9 protein-coding genes and 16 pseudogenes are annotated in these 22747 nt (G+C 57.9%); 10 read left to right on the top strand and 15 right to left on the bottom strand.

Going from position 1 to position 22747, the window contains the following annotated elements:
- Nucleotides 1-98 precede the first annotated feature (98 nt).
- Both X760_RS75250 and istB (X760_RS66090) read right to left on the bottom strand, forming a co-directional pair.
- Nucleotides 99-377: pseudogene (locus X760_RS75250) on the bottom strand (ATP-binding protein); the annotation flags it as partial.
- 54 nt (nt 378-431) lie between these two features.
- Nucleotides 432-1042, bottom strand: a pseudogene (istB, locus tag X760_RS66090) (IS21-like element helper ATPase IstB); the annotation flags it as partial.
- A gap of 575 nt (nt 1043-1617) precedes the next feature.
- Between istB (X760_RS66090) and X760_RS0139180 the strand changes: the two are divergent.
- A pseudogene (locus X760_RS0139180) lies at nt 1618-1791 on the top strand (IS3 family transposase); the annotation flags it as partial.
- Nucleotides 1792-1933: 142 nt separating this feature from the next.
- On the opposite strand, the gene X760_RS66085 reads toward X760_RS0139180, so the two are convergent.
- The 4 genes and pseudogenes from X760_RS66085 to X760_RS66075 all read right to left on the bottom strand — a co-directional run.
- The gene (locus X760_RS66085; protein WP_023721494.1) at nt 1934-3358 is read right to left on the bottom strand and encodes a M20/M25/M40 family metallo-hydrolase; all 1425 of its coding nucleotides are present in this window, start codon (nt 3356-3358) and stop codon (nt 1934-1936) included.
- A 225-nt stretch (nt 3359-3583) separates the two neighbouring features.
- On the bottom strand, nt 3584-4762 hold the full coding sequence (locus X760_RS66080) for a Xaa-Pro peptidase family protein (RefSeq protein ID WP_031194682.1): 1179 nt from the start codon (nt 4760-4762) through the stop codon (nt 3584-3586).
- A gap of 712 nt (nt 4763-5474) precedes the next feature.
- A pseudogene (locus X760_RS78195) lies at nt 5475-5582 on the bottom strand (transposase zinc-binding domain-containing protein); the annotation flags it as partial.
- A gap of 152 nt (nt 5583-5734) precedes the next feature.
- Nucleotides 5735-6468, bottom strand: a pseudogene (locus X760_RS66075) (site-specific integrase); the annotation flags it as partial.
- Between the two features lie 190 nt (nt 6469-6658).
- Here X760_RS66075 and X760_RS78190 point away from each other — a divergent pair.
- The 3 pseudogenes from X760_RS78190 to X760_RS77345 all read left to right on the top strand — a co-directional run.
- Nucleotides 6659-7446: pseudogene (locus X760_RS78190) on the top strand (transposase); the annotation flags it as partial.
- 122 nt (nt 7447-7568) lie between these two features.
- Nucleotides 7569-7801, top strand: a pseudogene (locus X760_RS75240) (IS3 family transposase); the annotation flags it as partial.
- Between the two features lie 129 nt (nt 7802-7930).
- Nucleotides 7931-8185, top strand: a pseudogene (locus X760_RS77345) (IS110 family transposase); the annotation flags it as partial.
- Between the two features lie 95 nt (nt 8186-8280).
- On the opposite strand, the gene X760_RS66060 reads toward X760_RS77345, so the two are convergent.
- Complete coding sequence (locus X760_RS66060) at nt 8281-8829, bottom strand: cupin domain-containing protein (protein WP_023721488.1); 549 nt, start codon at nt 8827-8829, stop codon at nt 8281-8283.
- A 174-nt stretch (nt 8830-9003) separates the two neighbouring features.
- Here X760_RS66060 and hisD point away from each other — a divergent pair, with 174 nt between their 5' ends.
- The 3 genes from hisD to X760_RS66050 all read left to right on the top strand — a co-directional run bounded on the left by hisD (nt 9004) and on the right by X760_RS66050 (nt 12075).
- Nucleotides 9004-10305, top strand: coding sequence for a histidinol dehydrogenase (hisD, locus tag X760_RS66055; RefSeq protein WP_023721487.1), 1302 nt, complete (start codon nt 9004-9006; stop codon nt 10303-10305).
- Between the two features lie 181 nt (nt 10306-10486).
- Complete coding sequence (locus X760_RS75235; protein WP_084642920.1) at nt 10487-10957, top strand: 2,4'-dihydroxyacetophenone dioxygenase family protein; 471 nt, start codon at nt 10487-10489, stop codon at nt 10955-10957.
- A 47-nt stretch (nt 10958-11004) separates the two neighbouring features.
- The gene (locus X760_RS66050; RefSeq protein WP_023721485.1) at nt 11005-12075 is read left to right on the top strand and encodes a hypothetical protein; all 1071 of its coding nucleotides are present in this window, start codon (nt 11005-11007) and stop codon (nt 12073-12075) included.
- A gap of 191 nt (nt 12076-12266) precedes the next feature.
- On the opposite strand, the gene X760_RS77340 is transcribed toward X760_RS66050, so the two are convergent.
- Nucleotides 12267-12722 carry a hypothetical protein gene (locus X760_RS77340; protein ID WP_198030536.1) on the bottom strand — a complete coding sequence of 152 codons (456 nt, stop codon included), beginning with the start codon at nt 12720-12722 and terminating at the stop codon, nt 12267-12269.
- Nucleotides 12723-13270: 548 nt separating this feature from the next.
- Between X760_RS77340 and X760_RS75230 the strand changes: the two are divergent.
- Nucleotides 13271-13714 (top strand): annotated as a pseudogene (locus X760_RS75230) (transposase); the annotation flags it as partial.
- A gap of 75 nt (nt 13715-13789) precedes the next feature.
- Here X760_RS75230 and X760_RS75225 read toward each other — a convergent pair.
- Nucleotides 13790-15335: pseudogene (locus X760_RS75225) on the bottom strand (ISL3 family transposase).
- 216 nt (nt 15336-15551) lie between these two features.
- Nucleotides 15552-15671, bottom strand: a pseudogene (locus X760_RS76605) (IS630 family transposase); the annotation flags it as partial.
- A 740-nt stretch (nt 15672-16411) separates the two neighbouring features.
- Here X760_RS76605 and X760_RS66025 point away from each other — a divergent pair.
- Entirely contained in the window at nt 16412-17374 is a 963-nt protein-coding gene (locus tag X760_RS66025; protein WP_023721481.1) for a hypothetical protein, read from the top strand.
- A gap of 508 nt (nt 17375-17882) precedes the next feature.
- Here the strand turns inward: X760_RS66025 and X760_RS76600 are convergent.
- From X760_RS76600 to X760_RS75215, 5 pseudogenes are all read right to left on the bottom strand, one after another.
- Nucleotides 17883-18101: pseudogene (locus tag X760_RS76600) on the bottom strand (IS3 family transposase); the annotation flags it as partial.
- 139 nt (nt 18102-18240) lie between these two features.
- A pseudogene (locus tag X760_RS76595) lies at nt 18241-18375 on the bottom strand (IS5/IS1182 family transposase); the annotation flags it as partial.
- A gap of 186 nt (nt 18376-18561) precedes the next feature.
- Nucleotides 18562-18762, bottom strand: a pseudogene (locus X760_RS78185) (tyrosine-type recombinase/integrase); the annotation flags it as partial.
- A 1010-nt stretch (nt 18763-19772) separates the two neighbouring features.
- Nucleotides 19773-20479 (bottom strand): annotated as a pseudogene (gene istB, locus X760_RS66015) (IS21-like element helper ATPase IstB).
- 65 nt (nt 20480-20544) lie between these two features.
- Nucleotides 20545-21003: pseudogene (locus tag X760_RS75215) on the bottom strand (transposase); the annotation flags it as partial.
- Nucleotides 21004-21318: 315 nt separating this feature from the next.
- Between X760_RS75215 and X760_RS66010 the strand changes: the two are divergent.
- A complete protein-coding gene (locus tag X760_RS66010) occupies nt 21319-22614 on the top strand; it encodes an acetyl-CoA carboxylase biotin carboxylase subunit family protein (RefSeq protein WP_023721478.1) in 1296 nt (431 codons plus the stop codon).
- Nucleotides 22615-22747: the final 133 nt, after the last annotated feature.

Below are 22747 nucleotides of genomic sequence, written 5' to 3'. Positions count from 1 at the left end.
GCCGGCTTCAAATCGGAATGGTGGCCGGTCTTTGATCGGAATGGCGGCCGGCTTCACGTCGGAATCCGCACCGAAGTAAAATTCCCCAGTTTCGCCGCTCAGACTGTCGCGGAGGGGTGTCCATTTTTCGGTGGCCGGCCGCGCGGCCGCGATGGTGGATTTAATGTCGGCGGCGTGATGGAGGCTTTTGATCGCAAGTGTTCGGGCATGAGCTCGGCGTGCTGGCGGAGCCGATAACTCGATCCTTCGATCTGGACGACGACCGCATGGTGAAGCAGGCGATCGAGAAGTGCGGTTGCGACGACAGGATCGCCGAAGACCTCGCCCCATTCGGCGAAGCCGCGATTTGAGGTGAGAATCATTGCGCCCTTCTCGTAGTGTCAAGCGAAGTGAGGATTTGACCCCCTGGGCGAAACGAAGAACTGACCCCCTCATTGTTTTGCAGTTTCGTTGGTCTCGAGCGTCGTTCCGGCCTTCTGCAATAGGTCGGAACGACGCTTCTCGCGAGGCCAGTAGCTGTCACCGCGGATGGTGATCACTGCCGAATGATGAAGCAGGCGATCAAGGATCGCGGTTGCCACCATGGGATCGCCAAACACGCTGCCCCATTCGCCCACCGAGCGATTGGAGGTGATCAGGATCGATCCCCGCTCATAACGCCGCGACACCAGCTGGAAGAACAGATGCGCGGCATTGGCTTCGAACGGGAGATAGCCGAGCTCGTCGATGATCAACAGTTTCGGCCGCGACAGGGTCGTCAGCTGCTTTTCGAGGCAACCGTCGTCATGGGCCTTGGCCAGCATCGCCACGAGCGTGGCGGCGGTGACGAACTGGACGCTATGGTTCTGCCGGATCGCCTCGCGCCCGAGAGCCACCGCCAGATGTGTCTTGCCCGTACCCGGAGGTCCAAGGAACAGGACCGTGTCGCCATGAGCATCCAGCGGCAGGTCGCCAGTTCCCGGATTTGGCGCTGATCCAGCGACGGCTGCGCGTCGAAGTCGAAGCCATCGAGTTCGCGCACAAACGGGAACTGCGCGATCTTGCCTTGCGCCGGTCACGATGCTGCTTGAGATCAAAGGACTTCCGTGCGGAATTCGCCAACACCCTTTGAGCCGCTATGAAAAACGCATAACACGTCCACCACTTCATCTTTCTGAAATCTACCGGGGCCTCATGAACCCCGGCGGATCCAGGTGACGACCAAGTGAGCGTTTGGCAAAAATGCCGTTTCACAGAATGGTCTCGTCATCCTGGGCTCAGCCCGCCGAGCGCGGGATATTGGTGCGACCGGAATAAACGGCGACCGAATGTGAGTTGGATCAGGCTCGGCAAAGCGAGCCGTGTCATGTAGTTTGGGCCCAAGCTTGGAACCGTAGAACCGCATGTAATGAGGGGGAGATCGACTTTGGTTCTATGCTTAAATCGACTTGACACCTAATCCTCCATGTGGACGCTCACCGCCTTCAACTCACCGGAGAAAGCATGCGAAAGCCGCAAACACCTGAATCAAAAACAGGTCGGTCGAAGCGGCCGCTCATGATGCGTGAAATAGCTGCTCACGATCAAATGAAATGAGGGATCACCATCGCGTGAAATGCCTGCTCACAATCAGCGAAATGCGCAATGAGCCGATGGGGCAACGTCTGGGAGGATGCCGCGATGGAGAGCTTTTTCTCGTCGGTCAAGACCGAGCGGACAGCCCGCAAGGTCTACACGACGAGGGATGACGCCAGGGCGGACGTGTTCGACTATATCGAGAGCTTCTACGACGCTCGGCGGAGGCACTCGACACATGTGAGCCCGTCGAATTCGAGGAGAAAGCTATGTTAGAGCTTAACTGCGTGTCCGAGAAACCGGCAGCAGGCCATAGTGCTCCAACAAATTTTCAGGAAGGCAACGGCCCTGAACCAAGGCTCTGAACGTGCGCTCGCACTCACACTAGCGCCTTCTCGGCCGCCGTGGCCATCGATCGAAACTCATGAGCGGTGTGTTCACCAATGAGCTCGAGCAACCTTGACCACGCGGAAAGTCCTTCCGCCAATGAGGCCAACCGGAAGAATTCGTTGGGCGCATGAATATCCTCATCGGGAAGGGCGAAGCCGAACATCAGCGTGTGAACACCCAGCATTTCTTGGAACATCGCGGTGATAGGAATGGACGAGCCCAGCCGCACAAACACCGGCTCTTGGCCGGTCGCCTCGGATAAAACTTTTTTGGCCGCAAGCACGAGGGGGTGCCCGGTAGGCAAGTTGAAGGCGCGGCTCCCAGCTACTAAGTCTGCGATAGCGAGCTCGACATCGGGGGGGCAAACAGCACGGAGATGAATCTTAAGCGCGCTTGATACTTGGATAGGGTCCTGTCCGGGTACCGTTCTCACCGACAGCTTAGCGTGGGCAGTACTTGGGATCACTGTCTTGCTGCCTAACCCGGTGTAACCTCCCCAAATTCCGTTTACGTCCAAGGCCGGTCGAAGCGTCAGCTGCTCACGTATCGAAAAGCCATGTTCTCCGTGGGCGCGCCCTCCAACGTCCTTAACGAAGGCGGCGTCATCGAAGGGAAATCTGGCCGTCTCAGCTCGTGCGTCTACAGAGACGGAAGGTGGGGCCGGTAACAATCCCGGTATCGCGATTGCGCCATCTTCGTGGTGTAACGAAGCGATGATCCTCGCCATCTCATGTGCGGCGTTCCGGATCGCGCCGCCGTACCGACCGGAATGCAAATCTTTGTCAGCGGTGCGGATTGAGCATTCGATTTCAACTACGCCGCGGCAGCCCACATTGATCGTGGGGAACGCCGGGCTCAACCGTCCTCCATCTGCCGAAATCATCCCATCGGCGGCAAGCAATGGGCCGTGTCGTCGGACGATCTCGCAGAGGCTTGCGCTCCCACTCTCCTCTTCGCCTTCAAGAAAAATCTTTATGTTCACCGGACAGTTGCCACGCAAGCGCAAAAAGGCTTCGACGGCATACAGCGCAATGATTGTGGGGCCCTTTACGTCCGAAGCTCCACGCGCATAAAGCTTGCCGTCACGGATCGTGGGTTCGAACGGTGGGGAAACCCACTCATCCAGGGGATCCGGAGGCATCACATCGTAATGGCCATAAATGAGGATGGTCGGCTTGCTAGGAGCTCCGTTCCAAGCTGCATAAACAGCGGGATGGCCGCCGCCGTCGAGAAGCTGGACATCGATCAAGCCCATGTGCTTCAGCCAGTCTAATAGAAACGTTTGCGCGTCACGCATCCCTTCAGGGAAAGCCGGGTCTGTGCTGACGCTCGGCATGCGCAAGAAAGCGCAAAGCCTATCCACAATCTCGTCCTGGCGACCGAGAAGGTCTTGAACGATTGCATCTAATTGCATGGTCATTCTCCCGGAACCGCTAAGACGATTTGTCCTAGAGGTAGATAAAACGTCGCTACGACTGCCTAGCCTCCAAGCAAGATCCACATTTTATATCAAAATATATCTAGTGCAAAGTCTATCCCCCTTAGTGTGGCCAGGATAGATCGCGTTGGGCCGCTCTATGCTCAAAATGTGTCAAGAGCTTGAAGAAGCCGGGCAATGCCGGCACAGTCTATAATCCAATTATTTGACGAATAGCCTGCGTGGCGTCATCGTTAAAGCCTCAAAGCCGCGATCGGTAACGGCGAAGCTCTGAGTGATAGTGATTCCGACATCATCGAGCCATAAGCCTGGCATCAGGTGAAAAACCATCCCCGGCTGAAGAACAGTCTCATCTCCTTTGCGAATGCTGGCGGTACGTTCTCCTGATGCCGGCGGAAACCCGATACCAGTCGGATATCCGATTCGGGAATTCTTTTCGATCCGATGACGAGCGAGTGCTAGACTAAATGCGCTGTATACCTCTGAACACCTTCGGCCAGGACGAATACTTTCCAGGCCGATGTTCAGAGCTTCGACAGCAATTTCCGAGAGATCATGGAAAGCTGTTGACGGTTTACCTACGGCAATCGTACGAGCCAGGTTGACTTGATATCGGTGCCGGCATCCCGACAGTTCAAGATTTACTATAGTGGAATCTTGAACCGGCTCGTCGGTCCAGGCAGCGTGAGGAGCTATCGAACGGTCCCCAATGCACAGATCGGGAGGGCAGCAGGGATAGTCACCCCCAAAATCGGGCGTGCCAGACACTTGTTGGTGATAGATCGCCGCAGCGATATCGCATTCACGCACGCCGGCTTCCACGGTGTCGATCACACGTTGCATCGCCGCATCTGCAAGTTGGCCAGCTTGGCGCATGATTGAGATTTCAGAGTGGCTCTTTACGAGTCGGATCCATCCGACTAGCAGGTCGGCATCGACGAATTCGGCAAATGGCAACGCTCGAGTAAGATCGGCGTGAGCTCGCGCAGAATAGTAATATCCTCCCATCTCAACGCCAATCCGCGCCTTTTCACCGCCAACTTCCTTCACAATACCGGCCATAAAGTCGTATGCTGAAAGGATTGTCGATTGAACATACGTGTCGGGATAACCTCTGATGCTCTCTTCGGTCAGATAGGTGGTCATTGTTGCCGAAACATGGTCTATTAAGCGACCAATCCATATCGGTTCTTTGCGATCAACTGCGACAACCACCATTTGGGGCGTATAGTATGAATACGCATTGTACCCGGTGAGATAATTTTGGTTAGGCGGCTCCGAAAGAAGGAGTATATCGATCCCCCTCTTCGACATTTCATTTTTTACCGCTGCCAATCGAGCATCGAACTCGGCAACGTCGAAATGCAGTTCTTTTATCATGCTGATCTGCGCTCCACCATGGCTTCTTCCCTTAGTAGGCGTCGCCCATCGCAGTTCCTGGCATGGAAAACCTCTCCCTTCCCTCGTTTGAAATTGGCGACACCATTCTGTTTCCGCGCATGACCTCTCGAGTTGGGCCACACCGTTATGGGCTGGCGGATTCAAAGGATGTGGTAGCCCGGAAGTATGCGTCGCATGGATTTGATGGTCCAATATAATGCCCCGAAGGCAGTCATCGCTTTTTAAGATATACGCTGGCGCGGCTTTCCAGATGAAAAGTTGCGGGTCGGCATTGTATTCGCGGATGAAGCGGTTGATCGCATGTGAAGATCGATAACCGAATGGAAGAGCCATGATTGAGCCTGCGCGGCGTGAGTATGGCAAGAAGCCTCGACGGCGATGAGCCAGGAGCAGGATGTTGGAATGAAATGAAAGCTCCAGCGCGGGTGGCGGTCGAGCCAGGCGCGGATCTTGTATTTTGTTGTGCGTGCTTAGTTGCCGGGCTTGCAGGCGATCGATCGACGGCCGTCGCGAGACAATGAGTGCTGGGATCGGTGCCGATCGTGGGCAAGGTCTCAGCGGCGGCGCGGAAGAGCAGGCCGTAGACGAGAGCCTTGGACGGCGGCAATGGGCTCCGGCAGCGTGGAGACGATTGAAAGTATTGCGTGTCGGAAGTTCGGCGCGACGGTCCTCCAGCTATTGCCCTGACCAGCGATTGGCAGCGGGGGCAATGCCTGTCTCGGCAGCTGTTGAAGGCAATGCGCCGGTGACCGCATTGATAACATGCTTCGACGTGTCCGCCGAGCGCGGCGGTCCGGCACAGTTCAATCGTTCAATCGCCGTCATGACGCGGCGCTAGGCGGTCGACAGCGACCCGCCATGCTGGACACGATAGGCCTCGCCGTAGCAGCGGAAGATGTCCGCCACTTCCGGCCCTGAGCGGGCCATGGCCGCGAGCTCAGAAGTATTGCGCTTGGCGGGCGGCGGCAGGGTAGGCGCCGGACGCGGCAAGAGCTCGAAGGGGCTCGAGGTGGCGCAGACTTTGTTGGTGGCAATTCGCAGGTAATGGGCGGTGGTCGCGAGGCTGCGGCGACCGAGCAGCAGTTGAACGGTCCGCAGGTCGGCCCCAACAAATGGACAGCGAAGGCGTGCCTCAAACTGTGCGGCGTGAAGGTTTGGACAATCCGGAGCAGGCCTGTCCCACCGCATCCCTGGTGATCGGCTGGCCGACGCGATCGCCGGGGAGCCACGCCTTTGGCCGCAGTGCCCTGCTCGATGCGAATGACCATTCTCTGGCTGTCGATGTTCGTGGGCTTGAGTTGCACCGCTTCCGAGATGCGCAAGCCGGCGGCATAGCAAGTGGTCAGAATGGCGTGGTGTTTGACGTCGAGGAGGCAACCGAGGAACCGCTGAACTTCCTGGCGACTGAGGACGATCGGCAGCCTCTGCGGCTTCTTGGGAAGCGGGAGGACCTCTTCAGGCGCCCAGTCCCTTTCGAGCGTTGCATTGTAGAGAAAGCGCACCGCCGCAATGGTGGTGTGAATCGAGCCGGGCGACAGTTTCTTTTCGTTGGCCAAATAAACCTGATAGGTCCGAGTATCCTCTGGCCCGAGCAAGTCCGGCGACTTGCCGAAGTGGCGGGCGAGCAGCGACTCGTGTTGCAGATACGACAGCTGGGTGTTGAGCGCGAACTTGCGCACCTGCATGTCTGTGACCCGCACTCCGATCGACCGATGTGTCTTTCCCCGACCTGTCGGCCGCGCGGGAACGCCTTGCGGTGAGGGTTCGCTTCGCCGTTGCCTGTGACCCGAGAAGGGCCTGATTATCCGGTCACGTGACTGGCCTGTCCATACAGCTGGTTCTGGCGAAGCCGTTCGGTCGAGCCAAAGAGCGCGCATGAACATCAGTAGAGGCAACAGCCGCCGTTGTCGCGGCGTCGACACCCGCAAGGATCTCCACGTCGCGGCTGTCGTCGACAAGTCAGGATCGCGTCCTGGGAACGCGCTCGTTCGCGACCACCCGCCAAGGCCACCGGCAGATGCTCGCCTGGATGCGATCCTTCGGCGATCTGCAGCGCGTCGGGGTCGAGTCTACCGGCAGCACAGGCCTCTTTGCGGTTCCTGCAGCCAGTCGGACGTAAAGGTGCTCGAAGTTACAACCCGGACAAGCAGGGCCGCCGTAAACGCGGAGGAACGACGATGTGGATGCGCAGACGCCGCACATGCCGCCTTCGCCGGCAAGCGCACCGTCACGCCCCCAGCCGCGACGGCATGATTGAGGCGCTACGCGTGCTCCTTGCCTGCCGGAAGAGGGCGGTTGACCGCACGGCGCATCACCGTGCAGATGATCCACAATACCATCTTGTCGGCTCCCGAAGGCGTGCGTGAGCAGCTGCGCATCATGACCTGGATGCAGTTGGTGCGGACGCTCGCGGCATGGCGTCCCGACTTGACCGCATACCGGAACGTTGAGGCAGCTTACCGGATCACTCTTAAGTCCCTTGGCCGGCGCTACCTCGAACTGAACGACGATATCTCGATCTGGACACCTGATCGCTGCCATCGTCAGGAACTGGCGCCCAACCTGATCGCGCGCGCAACTCGATCAGCCATGTCGGCTGCGCGCAGCTCCTGCTCACAGCCGCCGGCAATCCCGAACTCATGAGATCAGAAGCCAGCTTCGCCGCCAAGCTCGAAGCCGTCCGCTCCCTCAAACGCTTCTCGCTCGCGAGGTCTTCGCTCTCATCGTGCAGCGCCAGAGGAGATCAACGCCTCAAGCATCGCCGCTTGACAAACACAAGGGCGTCCAGGGTTCGCAATACATCAGCGAGCAGTTCCAGCACCTCATGGCCGATTACGGCATCACCTGTTCGATGAACCGCTCGGGCAACGTCTGGGACAATGCTGCGATGGAGAGCTTCTTCTCGTCGGTCGAGACCGAGCGGACAACCCGCAGGTCTACAGGACGAGGGATGACGCCGGGGCGGACGTGTTCGACTATATCGAGAACTTCTACGACCCTCGGCGGAGGCCTTCGACACATCTGAGCTCGTCGAATTCGAGGAGAAATCTATGTTATACCGTATGTCCGCCACGCAGCGAGACCCAAGTTGCTCGTCGGGGAATACCTGGATGGGCTGGGTTAGTCCTCGTTGCTCGAGGATTGTCAATGACACTTGCAGTAAGGGCCTACGTCGGCATCGAAGTCGCGAAGCAGCGTAACGCGATGGCCATTGCTGATGCAGATCGCGGTGGGGAAGTCCGGTTCTTCGGAGAGGTAGATGCCACAGACGAATCCATGCGCCGTATCATCAGAAAGATCGCCTCAAGACATGCCGATCCCCATTTTTGCTACGGAGCCGGCTCGACGGATTATGGCTTGGATCGATTGATCACCTCGATGGGCTACAGTTGCAGCGTCATCAATGGACGGTGAGCTGCGGTTCTCGGTGAAAATTTTAACCGGTTTCGCTTGAGCCCACTGCTAATGTTTGAAACGCGCGATTGTGCTGCCACTCTTTAGTAAGTTGGCGGAGTGATCGCACTTAGGATTTCGCTTTGCCCGTCGTGAACATTCCGAAATCGATGGGGCAAACGGCTGTCGAAATAGTAGCCATCGCCGGACTGGAGGATTCGCTTTTGATTTCCCACGGACACCTCGATCATACCAGATAGAACCATGCCGGCTTCTTGCGCTGCATGAGTGAATTCCTCCCCGCTATCCGCCCCGGGAGTATACCGTTCGTGCAGCACGAGTAGTTGGCGGTTCGGATGATCAAGCCCGATGACCCGATAGGAAATCGTATTGACCTTTCCAATCTCAACGAGGTCTGCCGACGCGTAGAAAGGTGAATACGGGAGGATCGATTGCAGGTCAGAAAAGAAACCAGTAAGCGTTGTACCAAGCGCATCGAGGACGGCACCCAAAGTATCAATCGAAGGGCTCATTCGATCTCGCTCGATGAGAGATATTGTCGAATGTGATATGCCCGAACGAGCCGCCAACTCTCTAACCCCAAGGTCGCGTCGGCGACGCAACTCACGCAGTTTGCTCCCAATCTTCGGCATTCATCAGCTCCCTGTATGACTTGGTCTGAAGACCATCACACCGTCACAACGAAGGCACCACCAGGAGCCTAACGGCTGACTGAGTGGTGATTATAGTCAACACTTGGTTGGCGGGCAATTGCCGGCTTGCTCGTGTTGTACGATGCTAACTCCATCATCACAAAGAGGTTTTTAATGACGTCGCGTCTTGAAGCACTGAACGGCAGATTTGCCCAGATCAAGCACCCGTGTCGGGGCGCTGTCTCAGATACAGCCCCGGTCGAGAAAACTGTCAGGGACATCATTGCGAACGTCCGCGAGCGTGGAGACGCCGCAGTTCGCGATTACTCGCTTGCCTTCGACAAGTCTGACATCACTAACTTCGAGGTCACAGAGGAAGAGAAGCGGCGGGCCGCTGCCGATCTCGATCCTCAGACCCGCCAAGACACTGAATTTGCCATCGCCAATGTCCGCCGCTTTGCGGAAGCTCAGTTAGGTTCCATTCTGCCGCTCGAAATCGAGAGCCTCCCGGGGGTTCACCTCGGTCACCGGGTCATCCCGATCGAGACTGTCGGCTGCTATGTGCCGGGCGGACGTTACCCGCTTCTATCTGCACCTGTAATGACCATTGTGCCAGCAAAGGTCGCAGGCTGCGACCAGGTCATCGCCTGCCTTCCGCCAAATGCCCATCCAGCGATGATCGCAGGCTGCCACCTTGCCGGCGCAGACCGTATCTTTCGCGTTGGCGGAGCCCAAGCAATCGCCGCGATGGCGTACGGTACTGAGACCATTCCGGCAGTCGACAAGATCGTTGGTCCGGGCAACGCTTTCGTCAACGAAGCAAAGCGCCAAGTGTTCGGCCAGGTCGGCATCGACCAGCTCGCAGGTCCCAGCGAAATCTTCATCGTTGCTGACGAAACCGGCAACGCAGCCACCATCGCAACGGATCTGCTGGCGCAGGCCGAACACGACGTTCGCACCCGTGTTGGCGTTGTGACTACTGATCGTAAACTTGCTGAAGACGTTCTCAAGGAAGTCGAACGGCAGTTGGAAGATCTGCCGACGGCTCAGGTAGCTGGCGCCGCATGGAAAGATTACGGCGAGATCACTGTCGTTGAAGACGAAGCCGCGATGATTGCGTACGCTGATTACATCGCTACGGAGCATCTGCAGATCCATACCCGCGATCCGCATTCTACTGCCAAGAAGGTTCGAAACTATGGCTCGCTCTTCATCGGCGAACTGGCTAGCGTTGTTTACTCAGACAAGTGTTGCGGGACGAACCACACGTTGCCGACCATGGCCGCGGGTCGGTACACGGGCGGTCTTTGGGTGGGCTCCTATGTGAAGATCGTAACTCACCAGTGGCTGGACGAGCGCGGTGTTGCTGCTGTGGCTCCGGCCGCTATGCGCCAGAGTGCGACCGAAAAACTGGAGGGCCACCGCCGTGCTGCCGCGCTGCGGCTTAGCCCGAAGCAACTAGCCCCAGCGGCCTGATGACCGCTTGGGCGATTGGCCATCGCTTCAATAGCGAGCGAGCCACCGCATGCTAAGTTGGACGACCTAGGAGAGGCACAGAGGCAGATGATCTTCACTGCCTCGTTTCAAGAGGAGGCATGCCGTGACTCGCACGCTCGACTTTTCAAAGCAGCCCTACAGCATGCCACAACCACGGGGCATGCGCCCTGACCTGTTCTTGTCCGGAGCTCTTGATCTGGATGCCGACCAAGATGCTTGGGTCCCTCAGGCTGACGGGATCTGGTTCAGACCGCTTCTGCTTTCCGTCAGCGAAGGATATTACGTCAATCTACTTCGAGTGACCAAATCCGGAGTTCTTTCTCGGCACCGCCACAGTGGCCCTGTTCACGCGATGGTGCTTCGTGGAACATGGCGATATCTGGAACACAATTGGACAGCCACGGCCGGCGACTATGCTTTCGAGCCGCCGGGCGAAACTCATACACTCGTCGTGCCTGACGATTGCAGCGAAATGATCACGTTATTCCATGTAAGCGGTGGCTACGTCTACGTCGATCCTCAGGGCGTTCTCCTGGGGTACGAGGACGTGTTCACCAAGCTCGCTTCTGCTTCGCGCCACTACGAAGCGCTCGGCCTGGGTGAGCGCTTCGTAGAGCAGTTTGTTCGTTAGCAACGGCGTCTTCCGCAGAAAATGCGCTATAACTGGGAGAGACCAAAATGAGAATTATGCAATATGGCGTAGGCGCCATGGGTGGGTTGATGCTTGGCCTGCTCGCGAAGCGCAACGACGTATCCATCGTCGGCGTGATTGACAACGACCCGAACAAAATCGGCCGAGACCTTGGCAACCTGCTTCAGGAACCGGCTTTGAGTGGTATTCAGGTATCGTCTCCGGAGGCGACGGACCAAATGAAGGCAGATGTTGCTCTGCACGCGACTACTGCTTTCGCAGCCGAGGCATATCCTATCGTAGCATCGTTGGCTGCAAGAGGCATCAACGTTGTCACTATAACGCAAGAGCTGTTCTTCCCACTCGGATGCAACATCGGCGTGGCGGAGGAAATCGATCGTCAGGCGAAGGCGGGAGGTGCCCGCGTTACCGCTGTTGGTATTAACCCCGGTTTCATACTGGATATTCTCCCGATCTCGGCGTCCTCTCCCTGCTGGGAAATCAACCGAGTAGATGGACGACGCGTGGTCGACTTTTCTCCATACGGGCCGGACGAGATGAGGCACATTGGTGCAGGACTTACCGAGTCCGAGTTTGTACGAGGAGCCGAAGATGGCACTATTGGTCACATCGGACTCTTAGAAACCGCTGGCATGGTCGCGGTTTCCCTGGGTCTTGAAGTTGACGAACTTCAGCAAACCAAGTCAGCAATCATTACTTCGCGCCGCCGGTGTACGTCATTTATCGAAATCGAGCCAGGTCGGGTGTGCGGGTTTCGTCAAGCGGTGGTTGGATTTTCAAAGGGCGATGAAAAACTCCGTTTTGAAATGGTCGGCATATTGGATCCTGACGACCGCGACGAAGCCCTAGGAGACCAAGTTCGCATTAGCGGAATTCCCGCGGTGGACTTGGTAGTGAAGGAGCAAATCTCTCAGCTTGGCGGCCTTGGTACAGCCGCCGTTGCCGTGAACACAATTCCGAGATTGCTGGACGCCACCCCAGGGTTTCACACCTCCCAGCAGTTGCGCACACCGTCAATCTGGTCGAAGTCCGAAATCCATTCGGCCGCGATCCGAACGAATACGATGATCGTTAAGAGCAGTGAGAGGCGGCGATAACGAATCTCACTTGGGAATGGCCCTGCAGCGACGAGACCCTTGAGTGCGCGAACGGCGTTGCCCTGCGGTTCCCCTAGTCTAAAATGTAGCACTCATCGCAGTCCACTGTGTGGACACTTTGCAGCCCGCGGCAGTATTGCCCGAAGAGCGTGACTGTAATGGAAACATAGACCTCACCAATTCGGAGGTGTTCAGCGAGCACTTGCGCCCTTGTCGATGTCCGCGCGCCATGGGAGGGCCACCACACCGTTTTCGGCGTTCTTTCGCCAGTACCTTGTCGAAATCGGCGTTTCCCAGTTCGCCGCTACGCATTGCATCTGCCGAGCCGTGGCTAGCACACTTTGGCAGTTTAGGTTTGACGGCCTCTGCGAGCAGCTTCTCACAGTGAGGACATCTGCGGGGTGGCGGCCGCGTGAAGAGGTCAAGAATGGCTTGTCTAACAGCTGGCCTGCTTGGTTGTTGCGGTGGTCCGCCGACTCTTTTTTTCCGTCCTGCTGTTTTGAGGCGGCGGGCAAGGCGTAGGCGATCAGGGTCATCAAGGCGTGCCGATTCGATCGGCCTTCGAAGTGGTCGAGGCCGAGTTCCGCCTTCGATTGCTGATGTGCCTGCTCACAGACGCACCTCGCCTTGATCGTGGCGGTGAGCATCTTGAGGCTCGCATCGGCCGGTAAGTTCAACACATAGTATTTTTGTATTTTTGCTCGCCAGTCGACCGGCGTTCGCCGACGAGCCAGACCTCTTCGCTTGGCATGGGTTGCATGCGATTGTCGAGCATCCGGTGCTTATGACCGTCCGCAGCGCGGACACGTCGAGCCCCAAACAAGCATGTTAGCCGACCTTTAGTGCCGCGCCGCCAGCTTATCTTGTGCCATCTCTCACCAGACAGCATCACCCCGGCAGAGACCGGCGGCTGGTCCGGGATGTGATATTAGAGGCGCCTGCCGGTGGTCGCGACCGGGAAGATCAGATCAACATCGGCCGGATAGACGTTTTGGCGTCGCGATAATCCTACAGCCCACAGCTTCCACCGCCCATCAGGGCAAATCCAACGCCGGAAACGAACTCAAAACTGGATAGAAACTGGGGGCAACGCCAAAGTTTTCCGCGGTAACATCCCTTGGCTGCCGAAGTGACGTGCTCCCCTGAAATGTCCTCGGTTTGAGGTTAGCCTGTTCCTCGGATGAGGAGACAGGCAATGAAGCGATCGAGATTTTCTGACGATCATCGGCATTTTGAAGGAACACCAGGCTGGGCTTTCGGCGACGGACCTGTGCCGCAAATACGGTGTGAGCGACGCGACCTCCTATAAGTGGCGCTCGAAGTATGGCGGCATGGATGTGTCGGAGGCGAAGCGGCTGAAGAGCCTTGAGGAGGAGAACGGCAAGCTGAACCGTCTGCTGGCCGATGCCATGCTCGACGTCTCGACCTTGCGCGAGATGCTCGGAAAAAACTTCTAACGCCCGGGTCGAGGAGGACCGCCGTGACTTGGGCGATCGAGAACAAGGGCTATTCGCAGCGTCGCGCCTGCGGGCTCGTCGGCATGGAGCCGCGGGTCTACCGCTACCGTCCGTCCCGACCGGATGATGCCGGTTTGCGCAAGCGGCTGCGGGATCTGGCCGCCGAACGCCGGCGCTTCGGTGTCAATGACCGTGGAATCCGGACCCCGCATTTTCGCGTAAAAGGGGCTCTGACGCACTCTCGCTGCGGCGACCGCCTAAGTTGCACCGACGAGGCGCGCCTGGAGCAGATCAATCTTAGCGCGGCCGTACATTTGCCGCTTGATGAGTTTGAGCTTGGTGATCTGGCCTTCGGTCTGGCCATTCGACCACGGAGAGATAATGGCGTTGCGGACTGCGGCGATGTCCTTTTCTACCCCGTTTGCAAAAGAGCTGACAAGGCTTGCCTTTGCGCCCTCGAGTCAAGCGTCCAGTTCTGCGACCCCCTTTGATCGGATCATCTGCTGAAAGTCGTCGATTAGCGTTCGCGCGATGACGAGGTCAGGAACATTGCTCTCGATTGCCGCGATCAGTACAGCGTCCGATTTGGACAGGTCGTCACGCGCCAGCGTCATGAGCCTGGCGATGCTTCGTGCCGAAGGCGTGCGGGGAAGTGCGCTTTGATCGGCCCTTTCAGCAAGGCGTCTGCGCCGCGCCCATTCAGAGACGACGCCGATCTGGCCACGAAAGCCTTTCTTACGCATTTCGCGCCAGAGCGCCGAAGCATTACGCGCGCCTTGGTCCCAGCGGCCGTCAAGCCAGGGAAGCCATTCCTCGAGCGAACTCTGCCGGACGCGGAACATATCGGAGCGCTGACCGCGCAGGACGCAGCGGACGAGCTTGCGGCTATGTCCGGTACGCTTGACGATCTGCTTGATCGGCACACCCTGCTTCGACAATTCCAGAATGGCCTCGTTTGTCTCCTGGCGACGCAGATATCCTTCATATTGCAGCCGCTGAGAAGCTTTGGATCGATGATGGTGCTGCCGACGGTCTTTCGGATATGCCGCATGGATTTGCTGACTGCATCAAGGAAAGCGCGGCTGGCGTTTTCCATCAGATGCCAGCGGTCGGCCACCTGAGCGGCATGAGGCAAGGCCTTGGCGATCGCCTCGCCATATCCGCCACCCCGATCGCGAGCGACAGTCCAATGAAAGGATGGTTCGCCAGCCAAGCCTGCGATGTCGCCTGTTCGCGATCAGGCAGCAATGTCACTGGCCTGCGGCGCTCAAGATCGCAGACAATCGTCCCGTATCGTTGGCCGCGCCGGAACGCGAAGTCGTCGATGCCGATGATAGCGAGCTTATCGCGCGGCTGTTCAGTCCTGCGGCGCACGACACGCAACAGGGTATCATTGCTCACCGGCATCATCAGGCGATCGGCAAAGGCCGCAGCCGGCCTGCCGCCAAGCGCGAGCCCCAAGTGATGAACGATCGTCTCAAGACGTCCGGTCCTTCGCGATAACGGGGCTAAAACATCGGCGCCAAACCGCTCGGCAAAAATGCGCCGGCGGCAAAGAACGGCGTCGCACCAGAAACGGCGAACCGTCACCCGCAAGACAACCCGCCGGCCGGCGATGGGCAGATCGGCGGCTTGCCGCAGATATCGGCTCTGGGTCCGGAGTGAACTGGTCCCACAGCACGGGCACGTTGCCGAAAGCGCCGTAGCGCGCACGTCAAGAAATACACAATCCGTGCCGATCTCAGCATGCTCGACGACGAAGCCCGCCGGCGCCAGTTTCGTCGACCCAAATCTCCGTTCCATCGCGCTGATTCCCCCTCGGAAAAACCGCGACATCAGCCGTCACTGCAGCGAGATTGAGTCTGACCCCTCATTCCATGAAAAATCACACGCTTCGGCTACCGTCGGCTGCACCTGCTCCTGAAGCGCGAAGGCGTGGCGGTGATCCACGTAGGGCGACCGCCGCGAAATTTGCGTGGGTGCGCGCCTTCAGATGCGGCACCCACAATCCGATGGCGGTCGTGCTGGGCAGATGGCGCCGAACAGGTAGGCGCTCTTGTAGCGCTGGTCGGGCTGTCGCGGCCGCGTGCCGCGTCTGGCCCACTGCCGTACAATCCCGTTCTTCTGGCCGATCCTTGCTCCTACTACAACGAGGTGCGCCCGCATGGGGCGATCGGGCACAAGGCCCCGATCTCGTTCTCAATCACGACGGCGCCGCCAGCCCGCCATCGTGAGAAAGCCGGGAAACTCTACCTTCCGGCGGTCCAGATAATGGTATCGGAGCATGCAACCCAGGACTCTCCCTCAAATTGGAGGATATAGGGTCTCAGGTCATGTCCGACGAAGGCCGATGGCGAGCGCCGGCCATCCACTAACGGGTCGCTCCGGTCTTGGAGCCGATTTAGGTAAACCACGAAAGTGCCGTCGGGTTTTGTCGGGTCCGCGACATGGTGGTGCCCAACAAGGGCCCTGCCGTACTCTCGTTAAAGCACTTGAATAATGGGCAAGGCAGTCCTGCTGCACCCCTTATGCGCAAGTGGCGCGACTTTTGCTGCTTCGTCACCGGAAGAGCCGCCAACCGATATGACGTCGCTCAAAGGACCAAAGGGACACAATATGTCAGGGTTGCACCAGACCCACCTTTTACGGGAGGAGGTAGGGCAAGTCCACCACAATGCTCGCCGTCCTCTCGACCTCCGGCAAAAGATCCTCATCATCGGCTGCTACCAAAAACTGACCCGCCAGCCTGCTCCTGATTGCAGCGGCGCAGGACACCTGCCCCGCATCTCGCGTCAAAGGAAGGCTCGGAGAAGTTCGATGACTTGAGAGCGTTCCGTGTCAGTAATTAATTGAGCTTCTATTAACTTCAGGAGGGAACAATGAGTAGACTTCTTGGCTTCTATGTTGATCACCAAATGACTTCGCCTCTGGCAATGGCGCAGCATTCAGCGAAGATCAAACCACTTGCAACAGACTTTGCGCGAAACGGCGTTCTACTTGTCACGACCTGCTTACGAGTTGAGGCCTACGGCGAAGAGCCCGCGCTCAGAAATATTGATAGCAGCACAATGTTTTCTGACCTTCCATTCGAGCACATTGAAGGTGCGGTCCCTATTACTCAGCGTCTGGCTGAGATTGCGTCGGGCGCTCGTTCCCAGATCTTCGGCGAGAATTACATCAGCGATCAACTCGCGAAAGCTATCGAACTTCTTGACCCAAACCTTCCGATTTTCCAGATTGCACGACTGGCAATTGATATAGGTCGCGCCTCGCGAGACCGGCAGGGGTTTATTGCACCGTTCAATTACGATCAGATCGTCCGAGACATCATAGCAGATCGGTTTCAGAATGGAGAGCTACCCGACCGCCTTTACATGATCGGGGCGGGTATGTTGGGTCGCGAGTTGATCAGGAGTGGTGTGGGAGAGCGATTCCGTTCAGCGGTAATCGTAACGCGGAACCCTAAGAACCTTCGCAAACGTCTTCGCCCCTGGACCGACATAGAAGTTTCGCTCATGCGCCCGGCGGAGATTGGGTCCGTTCGTGAACCTCGGTCGATCGTTGTGATCGCAACCGCCGATGTCAATGATGAATATCAAGCCATTCTCGGGGAGGCACTACTGCGGTTGCAGCCGCGCACCATAGTGGATCTGTCGTCAATCCCGGTGCTATCGGCCGCAGCAGTCAGAAAGCTCAATTACGTGAGCATGTACGACGAGGAATTTCTCGGGTTCATCGACAAAAATAATAAGCATCTAGCTCCGCAATTATCAGTCTTGTGTTGCGATATCGAGAAAACACTCAGAACGGCGCAAATGTATCTTTCAGCTACTCTAACATAGCCTGAAGCAGTCCGCATCTGTTCGGCAACGGAGAGAGAGAGAGAGAGAGAGAGAGAGAGAGAGAGAGAGAGAGAGAGAGAGAGAGAGAGGAGCCTGATGGTTCAGTTCCTCCATTCGAAGCCAGATGTCAGTTTCGTCGCGGCGGTCTACAGTCGTGAAGCTAAGATTGGGCGAGATGTTGGGGATGGTCGCAGCATCGGCATCACCGTCCATTCACCTCATCACATCGGTGCCTTACAGCGCCGAAATTACAGCGGGTCCCTCGAAGGAAAGGGAAAAGCCGATAACGAGATTCGCCAGGGGGGATGAATGTCCTTCGCGAGACGAAGGATAAGGACGTGCCGGGACTCATATCGATCGTGAGCACAGGGTGAGAACGCCGTTTAGATTGTCCCTTTCATTCTAACTGACCCATGCCGGGAGGGCTAGCGCGCCGATCCCGAAGAGAAGCAAGGCCCCGCGAAAGACATCAAAAGCCATTGGCCGAGAAAGGCTTGAAGGCGCTTGACTAGAGAAGACCCGGGATTTGATGGGTTGGGTCGAGCCTGAATTTCGTAGATGTATTCAAAGGGCGTGAGGCCGTTTGAGGGTCTTCAGTCGGCGGCCGAAATTATAGGCTGAGACGAAGTCGGCGAGACGGCAGGCGCAGTTGGTCATGGCTCTCGTAGTAGAAACGCTTGATGGTCGCGTCCTTGATCGTGCGGTCTATGCGTTCGACCTGGCCGTTATCCGTTATTTGATCTTTGGTGCCTACTCGTCCTGCTGTTCTTGTTTGAGAGCGGCCTTATGGTGAGCCCATTCGGGACGTGGGGCCCGAGAGCACGAAAGTGCGTGGTGCAGGCCGTCTTTAGAGTCCGTTTTGAAAATCAGGGATGGGCGTTTCTGCGGATAAGATTGCCGCCCGTAGCGACGAGGATCATGGCGTGAGAGACGTCGATGTGCTTCTCTTAGTCGCGCACGAGCCTCCGCCACCGCGTCACCCAGCCGAAGGTTCGCTCGACAAACGTCTGTACAACGTTGCGTGGACTTGGTCATTTTGCTTGGTGATTTTGGGCGGGCTGGGCCATCGAGCGGGGGAACCCGGAAGATGATCTCGATGTGCGCGTCGTCGATTTCGACCCGGCGAACCACGGAGCGGATGATCTGCTGCATGCCGGTCCGGTCAAGGCCGGCGAGCCCTGCTTCGTCGACAACATCACGGTACGGTCGCTGCCGCCCTTGCCGTGCTCGATCCGGATGACCCCGCGTTCGCTGTTGACGTCGCCGACCTTTAGGCAGACGGTCTCCGAGGCGCGAAGGCCCGCGGCGTAGGCCGTCGTCAGCGCGGTGCGTGTCTCCAGGCTGGGCACCGCTTCCAGAAACCGGACAACCTCGTCGGCGCTTAGCACCACCCGCAGGGCAAAGAGGGCTCAACTCGACCATCTCATTGCTCCTGTTCTCGAGATTGCGCTTCAACAGCAGCAATCCTTCAAAACAGAAGCCTCACCCGCAAACCATTTGCCGCGTCAGCGGCTTCGTTGTGTGCCCAGCATGTTCAACCGCTTGGGGGTGAAAGTCCCTTAGCCGACCTGATGGAGGTGAAGGCTTAGCAAAACGCAAGGGCGTTACCGCGAGGTGGTGTCTGAAGGAAGCGTGGAGCAAAACCGGGACCTGACGAACAGAAACCGGATATCAGGCATCCTTGGCCGGACGAGCGGGCAACGTGTCGCGAAGTCCATATCCAATCAACGGCCAGGGCTGTAGATCCGGCAGGTGCGCGGGGAAGGCGATTGAACTTACCTGGGCAGGGCCTGTGTCATGTTCCGACTTCGGACCTGAGGGAACCGCAAGGTGACCTGACCGTGATGCAGGAGTCAGCAGAGGGCGTAGTAGGTATGCTGTCGGCGAGGCTAGTGAGGCACTACAAGGCCGAAAGGCGGAGTAAACGGATAGGCCAAGCTGGGAAACGATGACCGANGAGTTCAGACGTGTGCTCTTCCGATCTTTGCCGGGCTCGGCCTTCTTCGGGTTGGCGCGGGCTTCGCGCTTGGCGAGGCTAGTGAGGCACTACAAGGCCGAAAGGCGGAGTAAACGGATAGGCCAAGCTGGGAAACGATGACCGAAGGCCCGAACTATTAGAAGTGGCAAATAGGACTGGCAACTCATGAGTGGAAAGCGGCAGAGACCCAGTATTCTCTGGCCCTGGAACCGAGGGATCGGGGTGAAGCCGCTGTCAGCGGTCACCAAGGGGCCGAACCACTCGTGGCGAAGTCGGCACGCGAGCCCGGCTTGGACAGAATGCACATTTCGCCGATTGTGAGCAGCCATTTCACGCGATGGTGAGCGCTCGTTTCATTTAATCGTGAGCAGGTATTTCGCGCGATGATGAGCGGCCGCTTCGACCGACCTGTTCATTGATTCAGGTGTTTGCGGCTTCGTCAAGAGCGTGGGCGCGAGCGCGGTGTTTTCGCATGCTTTCTCCGGTGAGTTGAAGGCGGTGAGCGTTGTGAACGAGGCGATCCAGAATCGCATCGCCGAGGGTGCGATCGCCGATGACGTCGTGCCAGTGTTCCACGGGAACTTGGCTGGTGACGATTGTGGATGCGCGGCCATGGCGATCATCGAGGATTTCCAGAAGGTCGCGGCGCTCGGCGGCACTGAGAACCGACAGGCCCCAGTCGTCGAGGATGAGGAGCTGAACGCGTCCGAGCATCTTGAGCAGGCGGCCATAGCGTCCATCGCCGCGGGCCAGGGCGAGTGCCTCGAAAAGGCGCGGGACGCGATGATAGAGCACCGATTGATTGTCGCGCCAGGCTTTGTGGCCGAGCGCAAGGCAAGCCAACTCTTGCCCAGGCCGGTTGCCCCTGTGACCAGCAGGTTCTCATGGCGGTCGATCAGTCGCCGCCGACGAGCCTGGCGAAGACGGTGCGGTCGATGCCGCGCCGGCGTGCGCAAATCGACATCTCCCACGCAGGCGCTCTGGCGCAGCGCGGCGAATTTGAGCCGCGTCGTGAGCCGTTTGGCGTCGCGCTCTGCTTCGCGATCGACAAGAAGTCCGATGCGCTCCTCGAACGACAGGGCCTCGAGATCCGGTGATCGTCGCTGCTCCTCGAAGGCTTTGGCCATTCCGGTCAAGCCGAGTGCGATCAGCCGTTCATGGGTGGGAGGGTGAGCATTGAGATCTCCATGGTTCAGTGGAAATAGCCCTGACCGCGGATGTTGCCGTGGCGCAGGGGGTTGATAGTCGGGCGTCTCGTCGAGGAAAGCGCGATCAAGGCCGTTCTTAAGGATCGAACGGATCGAGGCGACGGAGCGTGCCTTGATGAGGATGCCGCGTTGGCAGGCTGCGTCGACGCGCGCGTTGCCGTAGCTCTTAGTCAGAGAAAGAATGCCGAGACAGGTGCGAAAGCCCTGTTCGGGATGCGGCCGGTCAGCGATGACAGCCTGGAAGAAGGCGGCGGTGGAAGGCCCGATCCTCTCGCCGGCCGCGATCAGTCCCCCGGCGTCCACTTGCCGTAGCGGCGATGCGCGCTCGGCATGTGATCGGCAACGGTCATATGGCCGCGCCCGTTGGGCGCACAGGCGTGGCTGGCGATCCGCTGACCCTTGTGGAATATCTCAACGGTCTTGTCGGCGATGCGCACATCGACGAACTCGCGGATGGAGGTGCGTTCGTAGAGCCGACTGATGCGATGGAAGAGAAGTTGCCCGCCGGATAAGGCTTAAATGCTTATAGGCCAAACCAGCGTCCCGTGAGCATCGAACCCCTCCGAATTTTATACGCCTTGCCACGCTAACGAGTACTCACCGTTGCAACGGCTTGTTCAAATAAATTTACAGAATCTTTGCGAGCGCAAACCGCTGACGATGATATCTTTACCGCAAAGTGTGATGCCAGGCACAGCTAAAGAGCTGCTGCCAATTCACGCTCGAATCCGCAGAGCCGGTAACGGAGGTCGATGCCAATGGCAAGAAGCGCGCTGATCCTGGTCGAAGGTCATAGGGGCAATGGACCGAGATACGTCCAAGCGATCCAGCGTCTTGGTCTCCAGCCAATTACCCTATCGGCTGATCCAGCTCGCTACGACTATCTCGCGGCGGAAAGCGTTGAGGCAATCCGGGTCGATACAGACAATCTCGATGCGCTGATCGACGAATGCTCCCGGCTGCGTGCGACCTATGACATTGCTGGCATTACTGGCTTTACGGACTTCGATGAGTCCGTCTATGCGACAGTTGGCAAACTTTGCCAGCATTTCCATCTACCAGGACCGCATCCCGCATCGATCGAACAATGCTGCGACAAGTTCACTCAACGTCAGCTCCTCGCGGAGGGCGGCGTTCCAATACCTGCTTATCGTCTGGCAACAAATGCGAGGGAGGTTGAAAGCTCTGCCGCGGAGATCGGCCTGCCAGTGATTCTTAAGCCAGCCGCGGGCAGCGGTAGCAGCGGTGTCAGATTGTGCCGTAACATCGATGAGTTGGCCGAACATACGACCAATCTGTTGTGCGAGAAGTACCTATGCCAATCTTCGCCGAGGATACTGGTCGAAGAATTCGCACAAGGCCCATTCTATAGCGCTGACATAATGGGAAATCAAGTCGTTGGGATTGAGGCCGCTGAATTCGATCAGCTACCGAATTTTGTCTTCCGTGAATGCATCTTTCCGGCTCCGCTAACTGACGACGAGTACAAGCACATCGCCGATGTTTCGCTGAGATGTTTGCAAGCTCTTGGCCTCGGCTGGGGGCCAACGAATATTGAACTCCGGTGGACGGCGCGTGGTCCAGTAGTCATCGAAGTGAACCCGCGTCTTCCGGGTGGGGCCAATCCTAAACTGGCTCGGCTGGCGTACGGTGTTGATCTTATCGACGAGCACATCAAGCTCGTCATCGGCGAGGAGTGCGACTTGCGCAGAAGGCAATCGAACATTGCGGGCGCGCGGTTCTTAAATCCTGATCGCGACGGCTTCCTTAATTGGATCAATGGCGCCACTCGCGCGGCTGCCATACCAGGCGTCGCCGAGGTCAAAATTTATGTTGGACCCAAGACGCCGATCGTCAGAAGAGGCGATCACCGAGATACGATCGGACATGTCATCGCCGCTTCAGACAGCCAAGCTCAGACGGAGGCGATACTTCAACGTGCCGTCGACTTAATCGCCTGGTCGATCACACCATTTTCGACCCTTGGCGAACGGGGACAATCAGTGCCCCGCAATCCCTGCGCACTAGCGGAGGTGTCGCCAGACAAGGGATGATCGTCGCCGAAACTTGGTGGCGATCGAGAGCGGGAGACGCAGGACCCCGCGTTCACCATCTCTTCGGCAGGCGACCGTCGTCATTGGAGGTTCGTGTTGCCATGTTCAGCCATGTCCGCTTGAAGACATCCGC

Origin of the sequence: Mesorhizobium sp. LSHC420B00, from assembly GCF_000503055.1 — a bacterium.
Taxonomy (GTDB): Bacteria; Pseudomonadota; Alphaproteobacteria; order Rhizobiales; family Rhizobiaceae; genus Mesorhizobium.
The sequence above is the reverse complement of the archived record's forward strand: the minus strand, read 5'-3'. Positions and strand labels throughout refer to the sequence as shown.